The sequence below is a fragment of the Mycobacterium sp. TH-M82 genome, assembly GCF_057473605.1.
In genome coordinates this window covers 1-18891 of record NZ_JBYCKY010000767.1, presented here as the reverse complement: position 1 = coordinate 18891, position 18891 = coordinate 1, and the positions used below count along the sequence as shown (strand labels likewise).

General features: G+C 67.7%; 15 protein-coding genes and 3 pseudogenes. 14 read left to right on the top strand and 4 right to left on the bottom strand.

Annotated features, from left to right (window positions below; translation table 11 throughout):
- Positions 1-148: 148 nt before the first annotated feature.
- The 4 genes and pseudogenes from AC2VON_RS22780 to AC2VON_RS22765 all read left to right on the top strand — a co-directional run.
- Positions 149-1408 (top strand): DUF445 domain-containing protein, encoded by a 1260-nt coding sequence (locus tag AC2VON_RS22780; protein ID WP_486954900.1) that lies wholly within the window; start codon positions 149-151, stop codon positions 1406-1408.
- A gap of 71 nt (positions 1409-1479) precedes the next feature.
- Positions 1480-1623, top strand: a pseudogene (locus AC2VON_RS22775) (metal-dependent hydrolase); the annotation flags it as partial.
- 15 nt (positions 1624-1638) lie between these two features.
- Positions 1639-2538: pseudogene (locus tag AC2VON_RS22770) on the top strand (alpha/beta fold hydrolase); the annotation flags it as partial.
- A 26-nt stretch (positions 2539-2564) separates the two neighbouring features.
- Positions 2565-2876, top strand: a pseudogene (locus AC2VON_RS22765) (oxidoreductase); the annotation flags it as partial.
- A gap of 58 nt (positions 2877-2934) precedes the next feature.
- Here the strand turns inward: AC2VON_RS22765 and asnB are convergent.
- Complete coding sequence (gene asnB, locus AC2VON_RS22760; RefSeq protein ID WP_486954899.1) at positions 2935-4842, bottom strand: asparagine synthase (glutamine-hydrolyzing); 1908 nt, start codon at positions 4840-4842, stop codon at positions 2935-2937.
- Between the two features lie 4 nt (positions 4843-4846).
- A complete protein-coding gene (locus AC2VON_RS22755; protein ID WP_486954898.1) occupies positions 4847-5896 on the bottom strand; it encodes an aspartate/ornithine carbamoyltransferase family protein in 1050 nt (349 codons plus the stop codon).
- A gap of 237 nt (positions 5897-6133) precedes the next feature.
- Here AC2VON_RS22755 and dapB point away from each other — a divergent pair, with 237 nt between their 5' ends.
- The 3 genes from dapB to AC2VON_RS22740 are packed head-to-tail and all read left to right on the top strand — an operon-like array spanning position 6134 to position 7852.
- On the top strand, positions 6134-6871 hold the full coding sequence (dapB, locus tag AC2VON_RS22750) for a 4-hydroxy-tetrahydrodipicolinate reductase (RefSeq protein ID WP_486954897.1): 738 nt from the start codon (positions 6134-6136) through the stop codon (positions 6869-6871).
- Positions 6868-7341: a tetratricopeptide repeat protein gene (locus AC2VON_RS22745; RefSeq protein WP_486954896.1), complete on the top strand. Its 474-nt coding sequence runs from the start codon at positions 6868-6870 to the stop codon at positions 7339-7341. The genes dapB and AC2VON_RS22745 overlap by 4 nt, the downstream gene beginning before the upstream one ends.
- 49 nt (positions 7342-7390) lie before the next feature.
- Positions 7391-7852, top strand: coding sequence for a flavodoxin family protein (locus tag AC2VON_RS22740; protein ID WP_486954895.1), 462 nt, complete (start codon positions 7391-7393; stop codon positions 7850-7852).
- A gap of 250 nt (positions 7853-8102) precedes the next feature.
- Here AC2VON_RS22740 and AC2VON_RS22735 read toward each other — a convergent pair whose 3' ends face one another.
- Entirely contained in the window at positions 8103-9218 is a 1116-nt protein-coding gene (locus AC2VON_RS22735; RefSeq protein ID WP_486954894.1) for a sulfotransferase family protein, read from the bottom strand.
- Positions 9218-10243, bottom strand: coding sequence for a 3-oxoacyl-ACP synthase III family protein (locus tag AC2VON_RS22730; protein ID WP_486954893.1), 1026 nt, complete (start codon positions 10241-10243; stop codon positions 9218-9220). Before AC2VON_RS22730 ends, AC2VON_RS22735 begins: the two co-directional genes overlap by 1 nt.
- A 202-nt stretch (positions 10244-10445) precedes the next feature.
- Here AC2VON_RS22730 and AC2VON_RS22725 point away from each other — a divergent pair, with 202 nt between their 5' ends.
- From AC2VON_RS22725 to AC2VON_RS22695, 7 genes are all read left to right on the top strand, one after another.
- Positions 10446-11969 (top strand): class I adenylate-forming enzyme family protein, encoded by a 1524-nt coding sequence (locus tag AC2VON_RS22725; protein ID WP_486954901.1) that lies wholly within the window; start codon positions 10446-10448, stop codon positions 11967-11969.
- Entirely contained in the window at positions 11966-15184 is a 3219-nt protein-coding gene (locus tag AC2VON_RS22720; RefSeq protein ID WP_486954892.1) for a carboxyl transferase domain-containing protein, read from the top strand. Before AC2VON_RS22725 ends, AC2VON_RS22720 begins: the two co-directional genes overlap by 4 nt.
- A gap of 130 nt (positions 15185-15314) precedes the next feature.
- Entirely contained in the window at positions 15315-15443 is a 129-nt protein-coding gene (locus AC2VON_RS22715) for a hypothetical protein (RefSeq protein ID WP_486954891.1), read from the top strand.
- Between the two features lie 88 nt (positions 15444-15531).
- The gene (locus tag AC2VON_RS22710) at positions 15532-16362 is read left to right on the top strand and encodes an SDR family oxidoreductase (protein WP_486954890.1); all 831 of its coding nucleotides are present in this window, start codon (positions 15532-15534) and stop codon (positions 16360-16362) included.
- Complete coding sequence (locus AC2VON_RS22705) at positions 16362-17582, top strand: acyl-CoA dehydrogenase family protein (RefSeq protein ID WP_486954889.1); 1221 nt, start codon at positions 16362-16364, stop codon at positions 17580-17582. The genes AC2VON_RS22710 and AC2VON_RS22705 overlap by 1 nt, the downstream gene beginning before the upstream one ends.
- Positions 17579-18355: an SDR family oxidoreductase gene (locus AC2VON_RS22700; RefSeq protein ID WP_486954888.1), complete on the top strand. Its 777-nt coding sequence runs from the start codon at positions 17579-17581 to the stop codon at positions 18353-18355. Before AC2VON_RS22705 ends, AC2VON_RS22700 begins: the two co-directional genes overlap by 4 nt.
- Positions 18348-18891, top strand: a 544-nt coding sequence (locus tag AC2VON_RS22695) for a phosphotransferase family protein (protein ID WP_486954887.1), incomplete at its 3' end; no start/stop codon positions are given. The genes AC2VON_RS22700 and AC2VON_RS22695, both read left to right, overlap by 8 nt.

Here is an 18891-nt window from a genome sequence, read left to right as displayed (position 1 = left end):
AGATCCTCGGCGCCGACACCGCGGTGCTGGCGGCCGTCAAGAAGGCCGGCCGCGGCCCGATCCCGGCCCACACCGAGAAGTACACGCTGCGCCTGTCCGGACTCGGCCTGGAATTGTGGGCTGCGGTGCGCGGGGCCCGGGAACGCGGGTGACGTCCTCCGTCGTCGCCCTGCAGGGTTGGGGTGAGATCGCCGCCGACGTCAAGCTGAACTGGTTCATCTATTTGTCCATGCCGTTGGTGGCCGCCTTCGTCGGCTACGTCACCAAGCTCGTCGCGTTGCAGATGCTCTACCGGCCGATCGAGTTCGTCGGCATCGGGCCGTTGGGCTGGCAGGGGGTGATCCCGCGCCGCGCCGGCAAGACCGCGGCGGTGACCATCCAGTTGATGACCGACAAGCTGCTGCGGCCCGAGGAGATCCTGGACAAGATAGACGCCAGGCAGGTGGTGGAGGATCTGCGCGAGCCACTCACCCGCAGCATCGAGGAGATGGCCCACGAACTCGCGGAGATGGTGCGCCCCGGCCTGTGGGCCGCACTGCCGGCCGTGGGCCGCGAGGCGGTGCTGTCGCGGGTGCAGGCCGCCGCGCCCGGTGTTGTCGACAATCTGCTTACCGAGATGCGGGCCGACCTGCCGCGGTTCATCGACCTGCATTACCTCGCCGTCACCACGCTGGTGAAGAACAAGGCGCAGCTCAACGACATGATGCGGGGGATGGGCGGGGCGGCATTGACGTTCATCCGCCGCAGCGGCATCTACTTCGGCTTCGCGATCGGCCTGGTGCAGATGGTCGCCTGGGGTGTGTTCCACAACCCCTGGATCATGCCGGGGTTCGGCTTTGTCACCGGTTTCGCCAGCGATTGGCTGGCGTTGAACCTGATCTTCATACCCCGCCAACCGAAGAAGTTCCTCGGGTTTCCGATCCACGGCGTGCTGCACGCGCGACGCGACGCCGTGACCCGCGACTACGCCCGCCTGCTGGCCACCGACCTCTTCGCACCGGAGGTGCTGATGGAGGCGGTCCTGCAGGGCCCGACCTCCGAACGGCTGTTCGCCCTCGTCGACACGGAGGTCTCACAAGCGATCGACGCGCAGGCCGGCGCGACGCGACCGCTGATCACGCTGGCGATCGGCACCAAACGCTACCGCGAGGTCAAAGACGCCATCGTGCGGATGCTGCTGGAGCGAGTGCCGGACACCATGGCCGAAGCCAGGGACTACGCCGTCAAGACCCTCGACGTCGAGAACCTCGTCATCGACAAAATGAACAAGCTGACACCTGAGCAGTACGAATCCATCCTGCGACCGGTATTCAAAGACGACGAGATGCTCATGGTCATGGTCGGCGCCGTGCTCGGATTTTTCGTCGGCGAGCTGCAGGTGATGCTGGTCGAACAACTCGGCCGATAGCAGCCGATCTTCGTCGGACGCCCCATTTTTACACGTCGTTGTGTGACGTAACCCTGAGCTAGGGTGTTCTCATGGTGAAGGTCAGCGATGACGCGGCGGGTCCGCACGACGCTTGTCTGGATCACGAGCGCGTCGTCCTACAGGCGCGCGACGTCAGGTTCGACTGGTCGAACCTGCCCGTCCACCACGTGCCGGGCGAACCTTTCGCCACCCACTGACGGGACGACGTCATGACCACCACAGCTGTGACTGCCGGGGACGGCGTGACCTTGGCGGTGCACGCCTACACCGACATCGATCCGCGACGGCCGACCGTCCTGGCGATCCACGGCTACCCGGACAATCACCACCTCTGGGACGGAGTCGCCGAGCAACTGGCCGATACATACCCCGGCCGCTACAACGTCGTCGCCTACGACGTGCGCGGGGCCGGTGAGTCGTCAGCCCCGGCGGAGGCGTCCGGGTACCGGTTTCCCCAGCTGCTCGCCGACATGGGCGCAGTGATCGACCACCTGGGTGTGGACCGGGTGCATCTGTTGGGACATGACTGGGGTTCGATCCAGGGCTGGGCCGCAGTCACTGATCCGGTGTTGATGCCGAAAATCGCCTCCTACACCTCGATCTCGGGGCCGCACCTGGATTACGCCGGCAAGTTCCTGCGGTCGCCGCGCAGCCTGCGCGCAGTCGTCGATGTGGCCAAACAGGGGCTGGCTTCGACATACATCTGGCTGTTTCTGGCACCGAAGCTGCCCGAGGCATTGTTCCGGATCAGGCTGGGCCGCAAGGTTGTTGAAAGACTTGGGCGCATCGGCGATTCCAGCACCCGTGCGCAACCGCGCGCCGCGGCGCGGACTATCTCCGACTACCGAAACGGGCTCAACCTGTACCGGGCGAACATGCCGAAGCCGATGTTCTTCCCGGCGAAGCAGCTGCCCACCACCGACGTTGGGGTCCAGGTGCTGGTGCCGCGCAGGGACATCTTCGTCACCCCCGCCCTGCAGTGCTTCACCGGCTCGATTCCGGCCGGTGGTCGGGTCGTTTCGATCGACGGCGGTCACTGGGTGGTGACCAGCCGTCCCGATGTCATCGCCCGGCTGACGGCAGAGTGGGTGGACCGTGCGGTCACCGGCGGCATCGGAGGCATGCGCCAAGGCCGATAAGAGTCGCTGTGCGGCAAGATATCTGGGAAAACGGACCCGCCGACCTCTATGGCCGGCGCAGGCATGACCGGTTCTACGCCATGCTGTGGGGCGCCGTCACCGTGTTCAAGGGTTTTTTCGTTGTCTCGCGGTGGAAGCCCGCGCAGGTGGGACCGGTGCGGCGGACGATCACCGCCGTCATCACCAAGCGCGAGATGGTCACCCCGGACGCGGTGGCGTTGACCTTCGCCGACCCGAATGGCGGCCTGCTGACGTCCTGGACGCTGGGCGCGCACATCGATGTCCAGTTGCCGTCCGGTCGCCGCCGCCTGAGCGCACGTCGACTACCCCACCAAGACGGTGCTGGTCCTAAGGTTATGGGTTTGGCTACGCGACGAACAGGTCGTGCAGGATATGCAGACCCAGCAGGTGGTTGTGGATCTTGTCGTGCTCGTTGGCCGCGGCCTGCCGGTCCGCACCGGACGGCACTTCGGCGAGGAATCGCCGAGTGCGTTCCGGGGAGCAGATGCCGGCTTCGGCGATCCGGTCGCTGGTCAGATATTTCGTGGTCAGCCGGGAGAGCCGCTCGGATTGGGAGACGGAGCGGTGCGCCGGTGGTGCCATGAACGCGAATTTTCGTTTCCGGTACAAGAAGTCGGGCATCGCATGCCGGAGTGCTTCGCGCAGCACCCATTTCTCGGTGCCTTCCCGTATGCGTAGTCCCGGCGGAACCCGCGCCGCTGTCTCGGCGACGTGATGGTCCAGCAGCGCGGGCCGAGTCTCCACGGCATGCGACATGTCCACGCGGTCGCCACCCCAGCTGAGGATCTGGCCGTCCAGCATCGTCTTGATCCAGCTGTACTGGGCCTGGTCCAGCCGGTCCCGACGCTCGAGTTTGCCCGCATCGAGGCTCTGCGCCACCGCCTCCAGCGGGTCATAGCCGCCGAGGTCGTCGAGCAGCCCGTCGGCAAGCAGCGGTTTGACCTGATGCCAGGCCGACACCCAGGGCTGCACCCAGCCCGGCGTGAAGCCCATCACCCGCTCGAACCCGGGGTGGCGCTGCGGCTGCGCGGGCAGGATGGCGCCGACAAACACCTCGTCGGCCGGGTCCAGTTGCGACGAGACGTGGTCGATCGCGAACGCCGGGTAGCCGGCGAACAGTTCGTCGGCGCCCTCACCGGAGAGCACGGCTCGGAAACCCGCCTCGCTGGTGGCCTGACTGAGCAGCATCTTGGCGACACCCAGGGTGTTGTAGAAGGTGCGCTCGCTGTGCCACACCGCACGCACGTAGTTGTCTCCGTAGAGCTCACCGGCTCCGATGCGCCGCTGCACCAGCTGTGCGCCGTTGTACTCGGCGACCTTGGCGGCGACGTCGGCCTCGTCATAGACCGGATCGTCGAAACCGATCGTGAACGCCTGCGGCGACGTCTGCGCAACCGCGCTGGCGATGCCCAGGATGGCGCCGCTGTCCATCCCGCCGGACAGGTACTGGCCCACCGGTACGTCAGCCTGGATGCGCACCGCGACCGCGTCGGAAATCGCCGAGCGCACCGCGTCGACATGCTGCTCCGGCTCGAGGTCATCCCAGTCACCGTGGGGGGGAAAGTCGAGATCCCAGTAGCAGTGCGTGCGGACCCGGAACCGGTCCTTGTCACGGTCGACAACCACCAGGTGGCCGGGCTGGACCGATTCGATTCCGTCGAACGCCGTCGACCCGGGGACCATGACCTGGACGAGTTGGTTGACAGCGGCAGTCCTCGACAGCCGCCGCGGCACGGCCGGGTGTTCCAGCAACGCCTTGGCTTCAGACGCCCAGCCGAAGATCGCTGCGCCCACGTGGAAGGACAGTGGGCGTACCCCGAACCGGTCCCGGACCAGCACCAGCCGATCGCGGGTGAAATCGGCCAGGGCGATGGCGTATTCGCCGCGCAGATGGTTCACGAAATCCAGGCCGTACCGCCGATACAGTGCCAGCACCAACTCACTGTCGGACTTGGAGTGGAAAGCTTCCCCCAGCGCGGTCAGCTCCGCCCGCATCCGCGCAAACCCGTAGATTTCACCGGCGACGGTCGCCATCACCTCACCGTCGGCGGTCGCAAGGGGCTGCTTGCCGCCAGGGCTGAGGTCGTTGATCGCCAGTCGGACATGCCCCATCGCCAGACCCGACTCCGGCCGCACCACGGCGCCGGGGCCGTCCGGACCGCGATGCCCGATGGCGCCGGTCATGCGGTCGATGATGTCGGGTGCGTCTGGGGTGAGTCGTCGCAGCGTCCAGAATCCTGTTATGCCGCACATACAGTCAGACTTCCCAGTTCAATGCGTCGAGCCGGCCGCCGATCGCCAGCAGTAAGGCTTGGCGGACGAACACCGCGCCGACGGCCTGGTCGAAGTACAGGTTGTGCGGGGTGTCGTCGAGGTCGGTGCCCAACTCGGCTTGTCGTGCCAGCGGATGCATGACGACCGCGTCGGCCTTCAGCGGCGTGGTGGAGTCGATCCGGTACTTGGGCTCCAGCTCACGGTACTGCTGGCCATCGAGCCCCAGTGAGTTCTGGTAGATGACGTCGAACTCCGTTGCGATCGCCTCGAACTCGGTGGTGCACCGGTAGTCCAGGCTGTGCCGGTCGAGAAGCTCGGCGACCTCGTCATCGAGTGGCTGCGGATCGTCGGAGACGATCGTGATGTCGCCGATGCCGGCCGCGAAATGCTCGGCCGCCATGAGCAAAAAGCTGCGCAACGCACGCATCCGCCGCGGAGCGCCGAGAATACCCACCGATAATCGTTCGTCGTCCACGGTGGCGTGCCCCAGGCCGGCGAGCTGCGGGCGCCACTTCGACAGTGCATACCAATCGGCGATGGCCTGCGTCGGGTGCTCCTTGGCGCCGTTGCCGGCGTTGATCAGCGGCGTCGTCATGCCGGCGGAACGAATGTCGTCAACCACACTGTCGGCGAAGTGCCGCAGCACCACGATGTCGGCGTAGGCGTCGAACATGATCCCGGTATCGGCAAACGATTCACCTTTATCCACGCTGGTGTGCCCGGCGTCGGCGATACTGATCACCGAGGCGCCCAGCCGGTGGGCGGCGGACTCGAAGGAGAGTCGGGTCCTGGTACTGGGCTCGAAGAACGCGGTGAGCACGACCTTTCCCCGCAGCGCGTCGGATGCCGACTCACCGGTCTGCAGCCGGGCGGCAACCGAAAACAGGCTCAGCAGCTCATTTCTGGTCAGGTCCAGTGCCGAGATCACGGTTCTGTTTGACAACCCATCGAGCTCACCCGAAACGTTTTTTGCCAGTGGGACGGGGTCGGTGACCCGACGGCCGACAGCCTTCGACAATTCAGCCAGCGTCATCGCATTCTCCTATGAGCCAAGTTCATTCGGCAACGATGCAAGTCGATGATCACCCCGGCGGCCGAATGCGCTGGAATGAGCTCGATGAGCTGAATGAGTGGCGGCCAAACACCCGCCGTATTCGAGCATTGGTTCCACGTCTACCAGCATCAGGCGCAGATGTCGACGGTTTACACACCGATCGGTCGAGCCGGACGTGTCGGCGGTGACCGGCGGCAGCACCAGTAAGCTGCAGCTATGCGGGTGGGCGTGCTGGGCGCCAAGGGCAAAGTCGGTGCGACGATGGTCGCCGCGGTGCGGGCCGCGGCGGATCTGACGCTGTCCGCGCAGGTCGATGCCGGCGACCCGCTGAGCCTGCTGACCGAGGGCGGCACCGAGGTGGTGATCGACTTCACCCACCCCGACGTCGTCATGGACAATCTGAAGTTCTTGATCGACAATCGGATCTCCGCCGTTGTCGGCACTACCGGTTTCACCGGGGAGCGGCTGACCCGGGTGCGGTCATGGTTGGAGGCCGAGCCGGGCGCCGCGGTGCTGATTGCGCCCAATTTCGCGATCGGGGCGGTGCTGTCGATGCATTTCGCCGCCCAGGCGGCGAGGTTCTACGACTCGGTGGAAGTCATCGAGCTGCACCACCCGCACAAGGCCGACGCCCCGTCGGGTACCGCCGTGCGCACCGCCGAGCTGATCGCTGCAGCCCGAAAAGACCTGCCGCCCAACCCCGATGCCACCAGCACCAGCCTGCCAGGTGCCCGCGGCGCCGACGTCAACGGCATCCCGGTGCACTCGGTGCGGCTGGCCGGGCTGGTCGCCCACCAGGAGGTGCTGTTGGGCACCGCCGGGGAGACGCTGACCATCCGGCACGACAGCCTGGACCGCACCTCGTTCGTGCCCGGCGTGCTGCTGGCCGTACGCCGCATCTCCGAGCGTCCCGGTCTGACGGTGGGTATCGAACCGCTGTTGGACCTGACATGACGAACGTGATTGCGGTGTCACGTCTTACCCGGAACCGGTTGCTCGTCGGGTTCATGTGTCTGGCGCTGCTGATGTATCTGGTGCTGCTCGGCCGCATCGCGGTGCTGATGATCATCTCCGGCTCCGCGGTGGCGGTCGGGCTGGGCGCGGCGCTGCTGATCCTGCCGGTCATCGGGCTGTGGGCGATGATCGCCACGCTGCGCGACGGGTTCGCCCATCAGCGGCTGGCGCGGCTGATCGCCGACGATGGCATGGAACTGGATGTCAGCGCGTTACCCCGGAGGCCGTCGGGGCGCGTCCAGCGCGAGGCCGCCGACGCGCTGTTTGACGCCGTCCGTGAAGAACTGGATCGCGAGCCGGACGATTGGCGGCGCTGGTACCGGCTGGCGCGCGCCTATGACCACGCCGGGGACCGCCGCCGGGCGCGGGAGGCGCTGCGGGTCGCGGTCCGACTGCAGGAAAGCCGATGAGTTGCGCCGGCGACGATGCAGAGCGTAGCGATGCGCAGGAGCGGTGCGGATGAGTAGCAAGAAGCTGCTGGTGGTGCACCACACGCCGTCGCCACCCACCCGGGAGTTGCTCGAGGCGGTCTTGGCCGGCGCCAATGACCCGGCCATCGAGGGCGTCGAGGTGGTGGTCCGGCCGGCGCTGGCCGCTGTGGTGCCCGACATGTTGGGCGCCGACGGCTACCTGTTCGGCACCCCGGCCAACCTCGGCTACATGTCCGGTGCGCTCAAGCACTTCTTCGACACCGTCTACTACCCGAGCCTGGATCATGTGGCGGGGCGCCCCTACGGCTTGTGGGTGCACGGCAACAACGACACCGTCGGGGCGGCCAACGCGGTGTACAAGGCGGCTACCGGCCTGTCGTTGGAAAGGGTGGCCGACACGCTGGAAGTCGTCGGCGCGGTCGATGCCAGGGCGCGAGATGCCGCCTACGAACTCGGCGGCACCCTGGCCGCGACGCTCATGGAGTGCTGACGGGGTGCTGATGGAGTGAGGTCTGCATACGGAGTTTTACGTCCTCCCCGCAGTGAAACTGCGAGGATTCCTCGTGCCGACCGGCTGTCTCGATAGGCGTTCATGCGGCTATCGCGGTGGGCTGGCTGGACGGTAGCGTAGACGCCCCCGCTGATTTCTCGGCAATCACGTCGACGCATCTTCGACACAAGAAACAGGCGGATACGTCACGGGCTCGACGACGGATGCCCTGTCGCGCCGACGCTGCGCGTCAACCGGGCTCACGGGACAGCCCGAACGCGTCGTAGACGAAGCCGAGGTCGCTGCGGATGCGTTCCGCGGAAAGGCCGAACTGCTCGGGGGAGTGTTGGTGACCGCTGGTGTAGCTGCGCTGTCGCTCGGCCTGCGCCCGTACCTCCGCCCGGAAGGCCGCACTCGGCTCGATCTCGATGAAGTCGAGGATCTTCTCGATCGTCGGCTCGAGGTTGCTCAGCAGGTCCGGGTAGCGCACCACCAAGAGGTTCTTCTCCGGGATTCGGCCGGCCAGCCGGGCGTCGTGGAAGCGGCGGATCATGTCGCACGATGCCTGGTAGAGGTTATCCAGCCAGCGCTGCTGATCCTCCTTTCGGGTGCGGTTCCAGATGTCGTAGGCGTTCTCCAGCACGCTGGCCAGCAGCGACATCCCCGACGGGATGACCTCGACCGGGTCGCGGGCGACGTAGACCAGCCGGCAGTCGGGGTAGCGGTGCAGCAGCGCGTCCAGGCGGAAGGTGAGCATGCTCGACTTGACCAGGATGCGACGGGCGTGCTTGAACGTCAGGTTCCGCCGCCAGCACGCCTCGTAGTACCGGAAGAAGCGTTCCGCGTCGCGCGCGGGGACGCCCTCGATCCCGAATTCCCGCCGCGACAGTTCGCTGCCCCAGGTGTCCTGCCAGGCCAGGAAGTACGCCCAGGCGAACGGGCCGTCGAGCGTGCGGAAGAACCACGCGACGTCGTCGGTCTCGATGCCGCGCAGGCTGGTGTCGTGCACGTCGGAGGGATGGTAGCGCGCGGGCGACAGCCGATCGGCGCGGGAGACGACCCTGCTCAACAGCTTGCGGGCCGTGATGGCCGGGAAGAGCATCTCCCACAGCTCGAGGGCGGCCATGTCGCCGGCCCCGAGCAGCAGCCGGTGCAGGAATGTGGTGCCGCTGCGCGGATTGCCGATGATGAAGATCGGCCGGTCGATCACCTGCTTGCGAAACCGCGGATAAACGATATGGTCCAGGCCGAGGGTCGCCGCCGAGACGGCCTGGCGCACCTGCAGGAGCAGGAACGTGCCCAGCGGCCGCAGCCAGAGCCGGAACGTCTTGGTGATCGCCCGGTAGAGCCGCAGGTGGTGCCGCATCAGCCGTCCCACACCGCGGCGGCGCAGACGATCGTGAAACCGGCTGCGGCGCTCGCGAGGACGATCTTGTCGCCGGCCTGGACGGTCCCGTTGCGCAGTCGGTGATCCAGCGCGACCGCCCATGAGGTGCTCGCGGTGTTGCCGAACAGCGCGTGGGTGTGGATGCCCGCCTGCGGGCTGGCGCCGAGCTCGGCGAAGACGCGCTCCAGCACCGCCTCGCTGGGCTGGTGGAACGCGTAGTGGTCGACGTCGGCCGGTGACCATCCGGCGTCGGTCGTCAGGGCGCGGATCTCGGGCGGGACGTGCACCGCGAGGGCGAACAGCTCTTTGGACTGTGACGTGAAGTGGCCGTCGACCGGTGCCTTGCAGATGTCGTAGTGCTCCGCGAGCGTCTTGTGCCGCATTCCCACTACCCGCGCGCTGCCCGCCGGCAGCGGTCCGCGGGTGACCAGCAGCGCGGCGGCGGCATTGCCGAGCGTCAGGCCGGCAACGCCGACCGCCATGTCCTCGGGCGACTGGATGTCGTAGCTGATCCGGTCGCGCATCAGCTCACCGGCGCAGATGAGCGCCATCTGCAGCTCGTCGTGAAGGGCGAAATAGCCCGCGACGACGTGCACCGCCTCGATCAGCCCGGCACAGGCGCAGGTCACGTCGGTGGCGTGCAGTGGCTTCGCGCCGAGGCGACCGGCGACCTCGGCGGCGGTGGCCGGCTCGAAGTTCTCCCGGGCGATCCCGCCGTAGATCAGCAGGTCGATCTCGGATGCTGACACGGCGTTCTCGGCCAGGCAGGCGGCCGCCGCGCGCGACGCGAACTCGCCGGGCGACAGCGTCGGATCGGTCACCAGGTAGCGGAGCTTGGTGTTGCACCGGTCGAACACGTACCGGATGCCCTGGTCGATCGGCTCCCACTCGGCCGGAGAGCCGCGAAACACGTCGCGGACGTGTGACAGCACGGTATCATTGTCGACCGTCTCGTCCGGCGTGACGATCGCGGGCCGGGACAGGTGAAGATCGGGCAGCTTCATCGGGCGGTACCGCCCACCGTGAGGGCAGGCATCTGATTTCGCAAGACTCCCCCTAAGAAGTAGACGCAGGTTCTAGAAGTTACCAGAGTCAACGTGTGATCCGCGGGGCCGTCAGTGAGCGGCTGTCCGATACCGGTGTGCGGCACTGCGCAGCGTCGTAGGGTGGCGTTGGAACGGAGTGGACATGACCGCAGAGCGTGCCGTGGTCGAGATTTCGCGCCGGCACAACCCATTTCCGACCGCACGGGTATCCCGGGATGCCCGCGGCGTGCCACACTACGACCACCTGCCGGAGACGCTGCTGGACTTGCTCGCCGACCAGGTGCAGCACCGGCCGGACCGCGAAGCCGTGGTGGAACTCGGCGCCGGCCGGGTGACCTATCGCCAGCTGTGGCAGCGTGCGGCCCGGGTGGCGGGCGGGTTGCGCAACGCCGGGCTGCATCGCGGTGACCGGGTCGGGGTGCGCTATCCGGCGGGGCTGGATTGGGTGCTGGCGTTCTGGGGCGCACTGATGGCCGGCGGGGTGCCGGTGGCGGTCAACACCCGTTCGGCGGCACCGGAAGTGGAATTCGTGCTCTCCGACGCCGGGGCGCGAATCGACCTGGCGCCGGATGTCCCACTGCCGGACGGCGAACCGTATCTGGTCGACGGCCTGGGCGGCGGCGATATCGCGGCGTTGTTCTACACCTCGGGCACCACCGGGCACCCCAAGGGGGTGCCCACCACTCACGAGGCGTTTCTGACCAATGCCGAGAACATGCTGCGCTGCATGGGGGAGTCCCGCGATATCGGTGAAGGGTTGCGCACGCTGATCTCGGTGCCGCTTTTTCATGTCACCGGCTGTAATTCGCAACTGTTGGTCGCCGCTTACGCCGGGGGTGCGGCGGTGATCATGCCGGCGCTGGACCTGCCCGGGCTGATCAACGCGCTGCCCGCCGAACGGATCTCGTCGCTGGTGACCGTCCCGGCGATCTACGCACTGCTGCTGCGACACCCCGGCTTCGCCGGCGCCGACATCTCCGGGGTCCGGTGGGTCGGCTACGGCGGCGCCCCGATTGCGCCGTCGCTGGTGAAGTCGCTACAGAACGCATTCGACACCGGCACCGTGTTCAACGGATACGGGATGACCGAGACCGCGTCGCTGATGACCGTGCTGCCCGACGCCGAAGCGTTCCAGCCCGCCGACTCGGTGGGCTACGTGGTGCCTTCGGGCGACAACGGCCTGGAGCCCCTGGGTGACGACCCGACCACCGGTGAGCTGGTGGTGCGCGGAGCCAATGAGACCGCCGGCTACTGGAACCAGCCGGAGGCCACCGCGGCCACCATCGTGGACGGCTGGCTGCGCACCGGTGACGTGGTCCGGGTCGACGACGCGGGCCGGGTGCACATCGTCGACCGGCTCAAGGACATCATCATCCGGGGCGGTGAGAACGTCTCCAGCGTCGAGGTGGAGGCCGCGCTGCTGGCGGCGCCGGGCGTCGCCGACGCCTGCGTGCTGCCGGTCCCCGACGACGTGATGGGCGAGAAAGTCGGCGCGGTGCTGGTCGGCGACTCCCACGGCGTCGACGTGGCTGCGGTGCTCGAGCACTGCCGCAGTCAGCTCGCCGATTTCAAGATCCCGCAGTACGTCACGGTGGTCACCGAGGCGCTGCCGCGCACCGCAAGCGGCAAGCTGCTCAAGGGGCAGCTGCGCGAGCAGGTGCGGTGGGGCAAACCCCTGCGATGATCGCTACGGGCGCCGCCAGAACCGTGCTGGTCGCCAACCGCGGCGAGATCGCGCTGCGGATCATCCGCACCGCAACCGAATTAGGCCTGCACACGGTCGCCGTATACGCCGAGGACGACGTCGACAGCCCGCACGTGGCGGCGGCCGACGACGCCTTCGGGCTGTCCGGTTCGGGCCCGTCCGCCTACCTCGACCATGCCGCGATCCTGACCGCCGCGGAGAAGGCCGGTGCCGAGATGATCCACCCCGGCTACGGGTTCTTGTCCGAGAACGCCGCGTTCGCTCGCGCTGTGGCCGCCGCTGGACCCATCTTTGTCGGACCGGACGCCGAATTGCTGGAGCTGTTCGGCGACAAGTCCGCGGCCCGGCGGGCTGCGACCGCCGCCGGGCTGCCAGTACCGGCCGCCACCGACGGAGCCGCCAGCCTCGACGAGGTCCGCGCCTTCTTGGCTGCGCATCCCGACGGCATCATGGTCAAAGCGCTGGCCGGCGGCGGGGGCCGCGGGATGCGTGCCGTCGACAGCGCGGACCAGCTCGACGACGCCTACCGCCGGTGCGCCGCGGAAGCCCAGCTCGGTTTCGGCGACCCGGCGGTGTTCGCCGAGGAGTTGGTCGCCGATGCGCGCCATATCGAGGTGCAGATCGTCGCCGATGGCGCCTGCGCGATGGCGCTCGGCGACCGTGACTGCAGCATTCAGCGGCGCTACCAGAAACTGGTCGAAATCGCGCCCGCCCAAGGGCTTTCCGTCACGTTGCGAGCCGAACTGCACCGAGCCGCCGCCCGGCTGTGTGCCAGCGTGGGCTACCACGGGCTGGCAACCGTTGAATTCCTGGTCACTGAGACTAAGGACGGATTCACCTTTCTCGAGGTCAACCCGCGAATCCAGGTGGAGCACACCGTCACCGAAGAAGTCACCGGAGTGGACCTGGTGGCGGCACAGTTCGCGATCGCCGGCGGTGCCGCGCTCGACGCGCTGGGGTTGCCGGCCGGGGTTATCGCCGACGGCACGCGGGTGACCGGGGAGCCGGCGGCGGCGCTCGGTATCGCGATCGAGAGCCGGGTGAACAGCGAAATCGTGGCCGCCGACGGATCGGTGCTGCCGACAACGGGCACCCTGACGACGTTCACCTCGCCGAGCGGGCCGGGTGTGCGGGTGGATACCTATGGCAGGCCGGGGCTGACCGTAGGCCCCCGTTTCGACTCGCTGCTGGCCAAGGTGATCACCCACGTGCACGGCACGTCGCTGTCAGCGGCGGCACGCAAAGCCAGGACCGCACTGGCCGAGTTTGTCATCGAGGGGATCGACACCAATATAGGGCTGCTGCGGGAAGTGCTGTCCGAGAGCTGGATCCACTCGTCGACGGCGACCATCGGCTGGCTCGGTGAGCAGCTGCCCGAGTTGGTGGGCGACCTGACGTCGCGCAGCAGCGAGGCCGGCCGCGTTGTCGTACCCGACCTGTCCGAAGGTGAGCAGGTGCTGCCTGCACCGATGGCAGGAACGGTGGTCGAGGTGACACCGGAGGGGGTGGTGCTGGAAGCGATGAAGATGCAGCACGTCGTCGCCGCGCCGGCGGCCAGTGCGGTCCGCATCCTGGTGGTGCCCGGGCAGGTGGTGGGAACCGGCGACCCGCTGCTGGTTTTCACGCGTACTGGTGCCAGCGGAGCGGGTGAGTCGGTTACCGCAGTCGATCTCGACTCCCCGCGCACCGATCTCGACGAGGTCGCACACCGGCACCTGCTCACCCGCGACGAGGGCCGGCCGGACGCCGTCACCAAGCGGCACCGGCAGGGGCGCCGGACGGCGCGGGAGAACATCGCGGATCTGGTCGACCCGGGCAGCTTCGTCGAATATGGTGCGCTAACACTGGCCGCTCAGCGCAGCCGGCGCTCAGAAGAGGACCTGATCGCCAACACCCCGGCCGACGGCCTGGTCGCCGGGCTGGCGACCATCGGCGGCGCCGGGGCGGTGGTGCTTTCCTACGACTACACCGTGCTGGCCGGCACGCAGGGCATGCGCAACCACGCCAAAACCGACCGGGTCTTCGAGTTGGCCGCCTGCAGGCGGCTGCCGGTGGTGCTGTTCGCCGAGGGCGGTGGCGGCCGGCCCGGCGACACCGACGCCGGCGGCATGGCCGGGCTGGACCTGATGACTTTCCGCACCCTGGCCGGGTTGAGCGGCCAGGTGCCGTTGGTGTCGATCGTCTCCGGCCGTTGCTTTGCCGGCAACGCCGCACTTGCCGGTATGTGTGACGTGATCATCGCGACGCCGGACGCCAACATCGGCATGGGCGGGCCGGCGATGATCGAGGGCGGCGGGCTCGGCGTGCACCGATCCCAGGATATCGGCCCGATTGATGTGCAGCGACGCAACGGGGTGGTCAGCCTGGCCGCCCGCGACGAAACGGACGCGGTGGCGCTTGCGAAGCGCTACCTGTCCTACTTTCGGGGCGGGGTCGCCGATTGGCAGGCACCAGATCCGCGACTGGCCCGGCATGTGGTGCCGGAGAACCGGTTACGCGCCTATGATGTGCGCCGGGCGATCGAGGCGATCGTCGACGTCGCGTCGGTGTTGGAGCTGCGGCCCGACCACGGGGTCGGTGTGGTTACCGCCCTGGTCCGCGTCGAAGGGGTGGTGTACGGGCTGCTGGCAAACAACGGCTACCACCTGGGCGGCGCCATCGACGCCGAGGCGGCCGACAAGGCCGCCGACTTCCTGGCGTTGTGCGAGTCGTTTCGGCTACCGGTGATCTCGCTGTGCGACACGCCCGGCTTCATGGTCGGTCCGGATGCCGAGCGGGAGGCGACCGTGCGCCGGTTCGGCCGGCTGTTCATCGTCGGCGCGCGGCTGACCGTGCCGATGGGAATGATCGTGCTGCGCAAGGGCTACGGGCTGGGTGCGATGGCGATGGCCGCCGGCTCCTTCCATGCGCCGCAGTTCACCGTGGCCTGGCCGACCGGCGAGATCGGCGGTATGGGGCTGGAGGGTGCGGTGCGACTCGGGTTCGGCAAGGAACTGGCCGACGTCGCCGATCCGGGCGAGCGTCGGCAGCTGTTCGACCGGCTGGTGGCAGCGGCCTACCGGCACGGCAGGGCGCTGAACTCGGCGACCACGTTCGAGTTGGACGACGTGATCGACCCGGCGGATTCGCGAGTATGGATCACGCGGCTGGCGTCCGGATGCCGAGCCGATGATTCCCCGCCCTTCGTGTCATGAATGCTGTCAGCCGACGTCAGAAAGTTTTCGCATCTGGTGGTCAGTCAGCTGGCACGAGTCGAAGTTCCGGCAGCGCTGTGGCGGAAGCACCGTATGAGCGAGCTCGCGGCAACCGATGCCGGTGTCCTCGTTGCCGGCCACCGTAGCCGTCGTCGATGCTGCCGCGCACCTCGTGGGTGTTCAGGGGCTGCGGGCCGACGACGCGCTCGACGCCGCTGCGGCGGCCGAAGGCTTGAGGGCTCCCACGCTGTGCCGCTGACTCCACATGAGGTCCCCCGGCCCGGCGCAGGCGGCTGTGTGCGATTCTGTGACTGCTCGCGGACCGACGACGGCGAAGGACGTTGCGTATGGAGGTTGACCGCAAGGTTGCCATCGTCACCGGCGGCGGCGGCGGCATCGGCGGCGCGCTGGCGGTGGCACTGGCCCGACAGGGTGCGCGGGTGGTGGCCGCCGATCTCGACGGTGAAGCCGCGCGGGCGGTGGCCGGCCGGGTCAACGCCGAGCGGCCCGGCACCGTCGTCAGTGCGGGCGCGGACGTCTCCGACACTGCCGCGATCCGACGGCTGATCGATCTCGCTGAGCGTCAATTCGGGCCGGTGGACCTGTATTTCGCCAATGCCGGCATTACCGGCCCGCCGGGTTTGGACGCCGGCGAGAGCGACTGGGACCGGTCCATCGACGTCAACCTTCGCGCGCATATCCGCGCTGCGCAATTGCTGGTGCCCGGCTGGGTGCAGCGTGGCGAGGGCTATTTCGTCAGCACCGCATCGGCGGCCGGCCTGCTCACCCAACTCGGCGGCGCCACGTACGCGGTGACCAAGCACGCGGCGGTCGGATTTGCCGAATGGCTGAACATCAGCTACGGCGATCAGGGCGTCCGGGTCAGCTGCCTGTGCCCGATGGGGGTGAACACCCAACTGCTGCACTCCGGTGAGCGCTCCGGTGACCCACTCGGGGACCTGGCGACCCGAGCGGTCACCACCGCCGGCGACGTGTTGGAACCCGCGGAGGTTGCCGACGCCGTGCTGGCGGCCATCGCCGACGAACGGTTCTTGATCCTGCCGCACCCGGTGGTGCTGGAGATGTACCGCCACAAGGCAACCGACTACGACCGCTGGCTGCGCGGTATGCGCCGCTACCAACGCGGCCTGCTTAACCTCGGCGAGAAGGAGTTCTGATGCCATTGTTCGAAATGACCGACCGCGCAGAGAGATACCATTCGGATTTACTGGAGTTCATGGATTCGCACATCTATCCGGCCGAGCCGGTCTATGAGGAGCAGATGCGCGATTCCGGTGACCCACACTTCCAGCCGCCGATCATCGAGGAACTCAAGACCGAAGCCCGCAAGCGGGGACTGTGGAATCTGTTCCACCCGCATCCCGAGTGGGGGCCGGGCCTGACCAATCTGGAATACGCACCGTTGTGCGAGATCATGGGCCACAGCCCGCACCTGGCCCCGGAGGCCTGCAACTGCAGTGCACCCGACACCGGCAACATGGAGGTGTTCACCCTGTTCGGCAGCGACGAGCACAAGGAGAAATACCTCAAGCCGTTGCTGGACGGCACAATCCGCTCGGCGTTCGCGATGACCGAGCCGCAGGCGGCCTGCTCGGACGCCACCAACGTGCAGCTGTCCATGGTCCGCGACGGCGACGAATACCTGCTCAACGGCCGCAAGTGGTTCGCCTCCAACGCATTGCACGCCAACTGCACGGTGATGATCGTGATGGGGAAAACCGATCCGGACGCCGAAACGCATCTTCAGCAGTCCATGATGGTCGTGCCGATCGACGCACCCGGGGTCACCGTGCTGCGTGGGTTGGCGGTGTTCGGCTACCAGGACCGGGAGGGCCACGCCGAGATCGACTTTCACGACGTCCGGGTGCCTGCCAAGGACGTGCTGATGGGCGAGGGGATGGGGTTCGCGATCGCCCAAGCCCGGCTCGGGCCGGGCCGCATCCACCACTGCATGCGCACGGTCGGCATGGCCGAGCGTGCGCTGGAGCTGCTGTGCCGGCGGGCAGAGTCGCGCATCACCTTCGGCAAGCCGATCAGCGCGAACGCCAACATCCGGGACTGGATCGCCGAGGCACGCATCGACATCGAGATGATCCGGCTGCTCACCCTCAAGGCCGCCTACCTGATGGACACCGTCGGCAACAAGGCGGCGCAGACCGAGATCGCGGCCATCAAGGTCGCCGCCCCCGACATCGCGCTGAAGATCGTCGACCGGGCGATCCAGGTGCACGGCGCCGGCGGTGTCACCGACGACTTCGTGTTGGCGGGGTTCTGGGCACATCTGCGCACGCTGCGACTGGCCGACGGGCCGGACGAGGTACACAAGCGCGCGATCGCCCGGCAAGAGTTGCGCAAGTACCGCGAGGCCGCGCGGTGACCGCGCCCGAACTGACCGGTCGCACCGCGGTCATCACCGGCGGGTCCCGCGGAATCGGACTGGCGATCGGGCAGCGGCTGGCCGCCGCCGGTGCCAATGTGGTGCTCACCTCCCGCAAGCAAGAAAATGCTGACGCGGCGGCTGCGCAGGTCACCGGCAACGTGCTGGGTGTGGCTGCCCACGCCGCCGAGGAGGATGCGGCCAGGCGTTGCATCGACCTCACGTTGGAGCGGTTCGGCAGTGTCGATATTCTGGTCAACAACGCTGGAACCAACCCCGCGTTCGGCCCGCTGATCGACCAGGACCACGGCGTCTTCGCCAAGATCTTCGACATCAACCTGTGGGGACCGCTGCTGTGGACCTCACTGACGGTCAGGGCATGGATGGGACAGCACGGTGGATCCGTGCTCAACATCGCCTCGATCGGCGGGATGGGATTCGAAGCCGGTCTCGGTCTGTACAACACCACCAAAGCCGCGCTGATCCACGTCACCAAGCAACTGGCGCTGGAGCTTTCGCCGAAAGTGCGGGTGAACGCGATCTGCCCGGGGGTGGTGCGCACCCGGATGGCGGAACTGCTGTGGAAGGACCACGAGCAGGCACTGTCGGCGTCCACCGCGCTGGGGCGGATCGGCGAGCCGCCCGACGTGGCGGGCGCGGCGGCGTTTCTGGTGTCGGATGCGGCCAGCTGGGTCACCGGGGAGACGATGGTCGTCGACGGCGGCCAAATCCTGGGCAATGCAATGATGTTCCGGTCCAGCGCCGGTGACTGACGGCGCTGCGGCCGTCGGCGTCGACCCGGATACGGTCGGACGCTGGATCGCCGAGCTCGGAATCGCGGTCACGCCCCCACTGACTTTCGAACGCATAGGACTCGGGCAATCGAACCTGACCTATCAGGTGTGCGACACCGCTGGCCACAGTTGGGTGCTGCGGCGTCCACCGCTGGGGCATCTGCTGGCGTCCGCGCATGACGTCGCCCGCGAGGCGCGGATCCTGTCGGCCCTGCAGGACACCGACGTACCCACCCCGCGGGTATACGGGCTGACCCGGGATGCCGACGGGATCCCGCTGCTGCTGATGGGGTTCGTCGACGGCCTAGTGCTTGACCGGATACCGGTCATCAATTCGCTGACACCGCAGCGCCGCAGGCAGATTGGGCTGTCGATGCCGAAAGCGCTGGCCAAGATCCACGCCGTCGACATCGACGCTGTGGGGCTGGCGGATCTGGCCAGCCACAAGCCGTATGCGCCGCGCCAGCTCAAACGCTGGGCCGGGCAGTGGGAGCAGTCCAAGACCCGGGAGCTGC

Coding starts and splice junctions, on each gene's coding strand:
- asnB (WP_486954899.1), bottom strand. CDS start 4,842: ATGTGCGGCATAACAGGATTCTGGACGCTGCGACGACTCACCCCAGAC.
- AC2VON_RS22755 (WP_486954898.1), bottom strand. CDS start 5,896: ATGACGCTGGCTGAATTGTCGAAGGCTGTCGGCCGTCGGGTCACCGAC.
- dapB (WP_486954897.1), top strand. CDS start 6,134: ATGCGGGTGGGCGTGCTGGGCGCCAAGGGCAAAGTCGGTGCGACGATG.
- AC2VON_RS22745 (WP_486954896.1), top strand. CDS start 6,868: ATGACGAACGTGATTGCGGTGTCACGTCTTACCCGGAACCGGTTGCTC.
- AC2VON_RS22740 (WP_486954895.1), top strand. CDS start 7,391: ATGAGTAGCAAGAAGCTGCTGGTGGTGCACCACACGCCGTCGCCACCC.
- AC2VON_RS22735 (WP_486954894.1), bottom strand. CDS start 9,218: ATGCGGCACCACCTGCGGCTCTACCGGGCGATCACCAAGACGTTCCGG.
- AC2VON_RS22730 (WP_486954893.1), bottom strand. CDS start 10,243: ATGAAGCTGCCCGATCTTCACCTGTCCCGGCCCGCGATCGTCACGCCG.
- AC2VON_RS22720 (WP_486954892.1), top strand. CDS start 11,966: ATGATCGCTACGGGCGCCGCCAGAACCGTGCTGGTCGCCAACCGCGGC.
- AC2VON_RS22710 (WP_486954890.1), top strand. CDS start 15,532: ATGGAGGTTGACCGCAAGGTTGCCATCGTCACCGGCGGCGGCGGCGGC.
- AC2VON_RS22705 (WP_486954889.1), top strand. CDS start 16,362: ATGCCATTGTTCGAAATGACCGACCGCGCAGAGAGATACCATTCGGAT.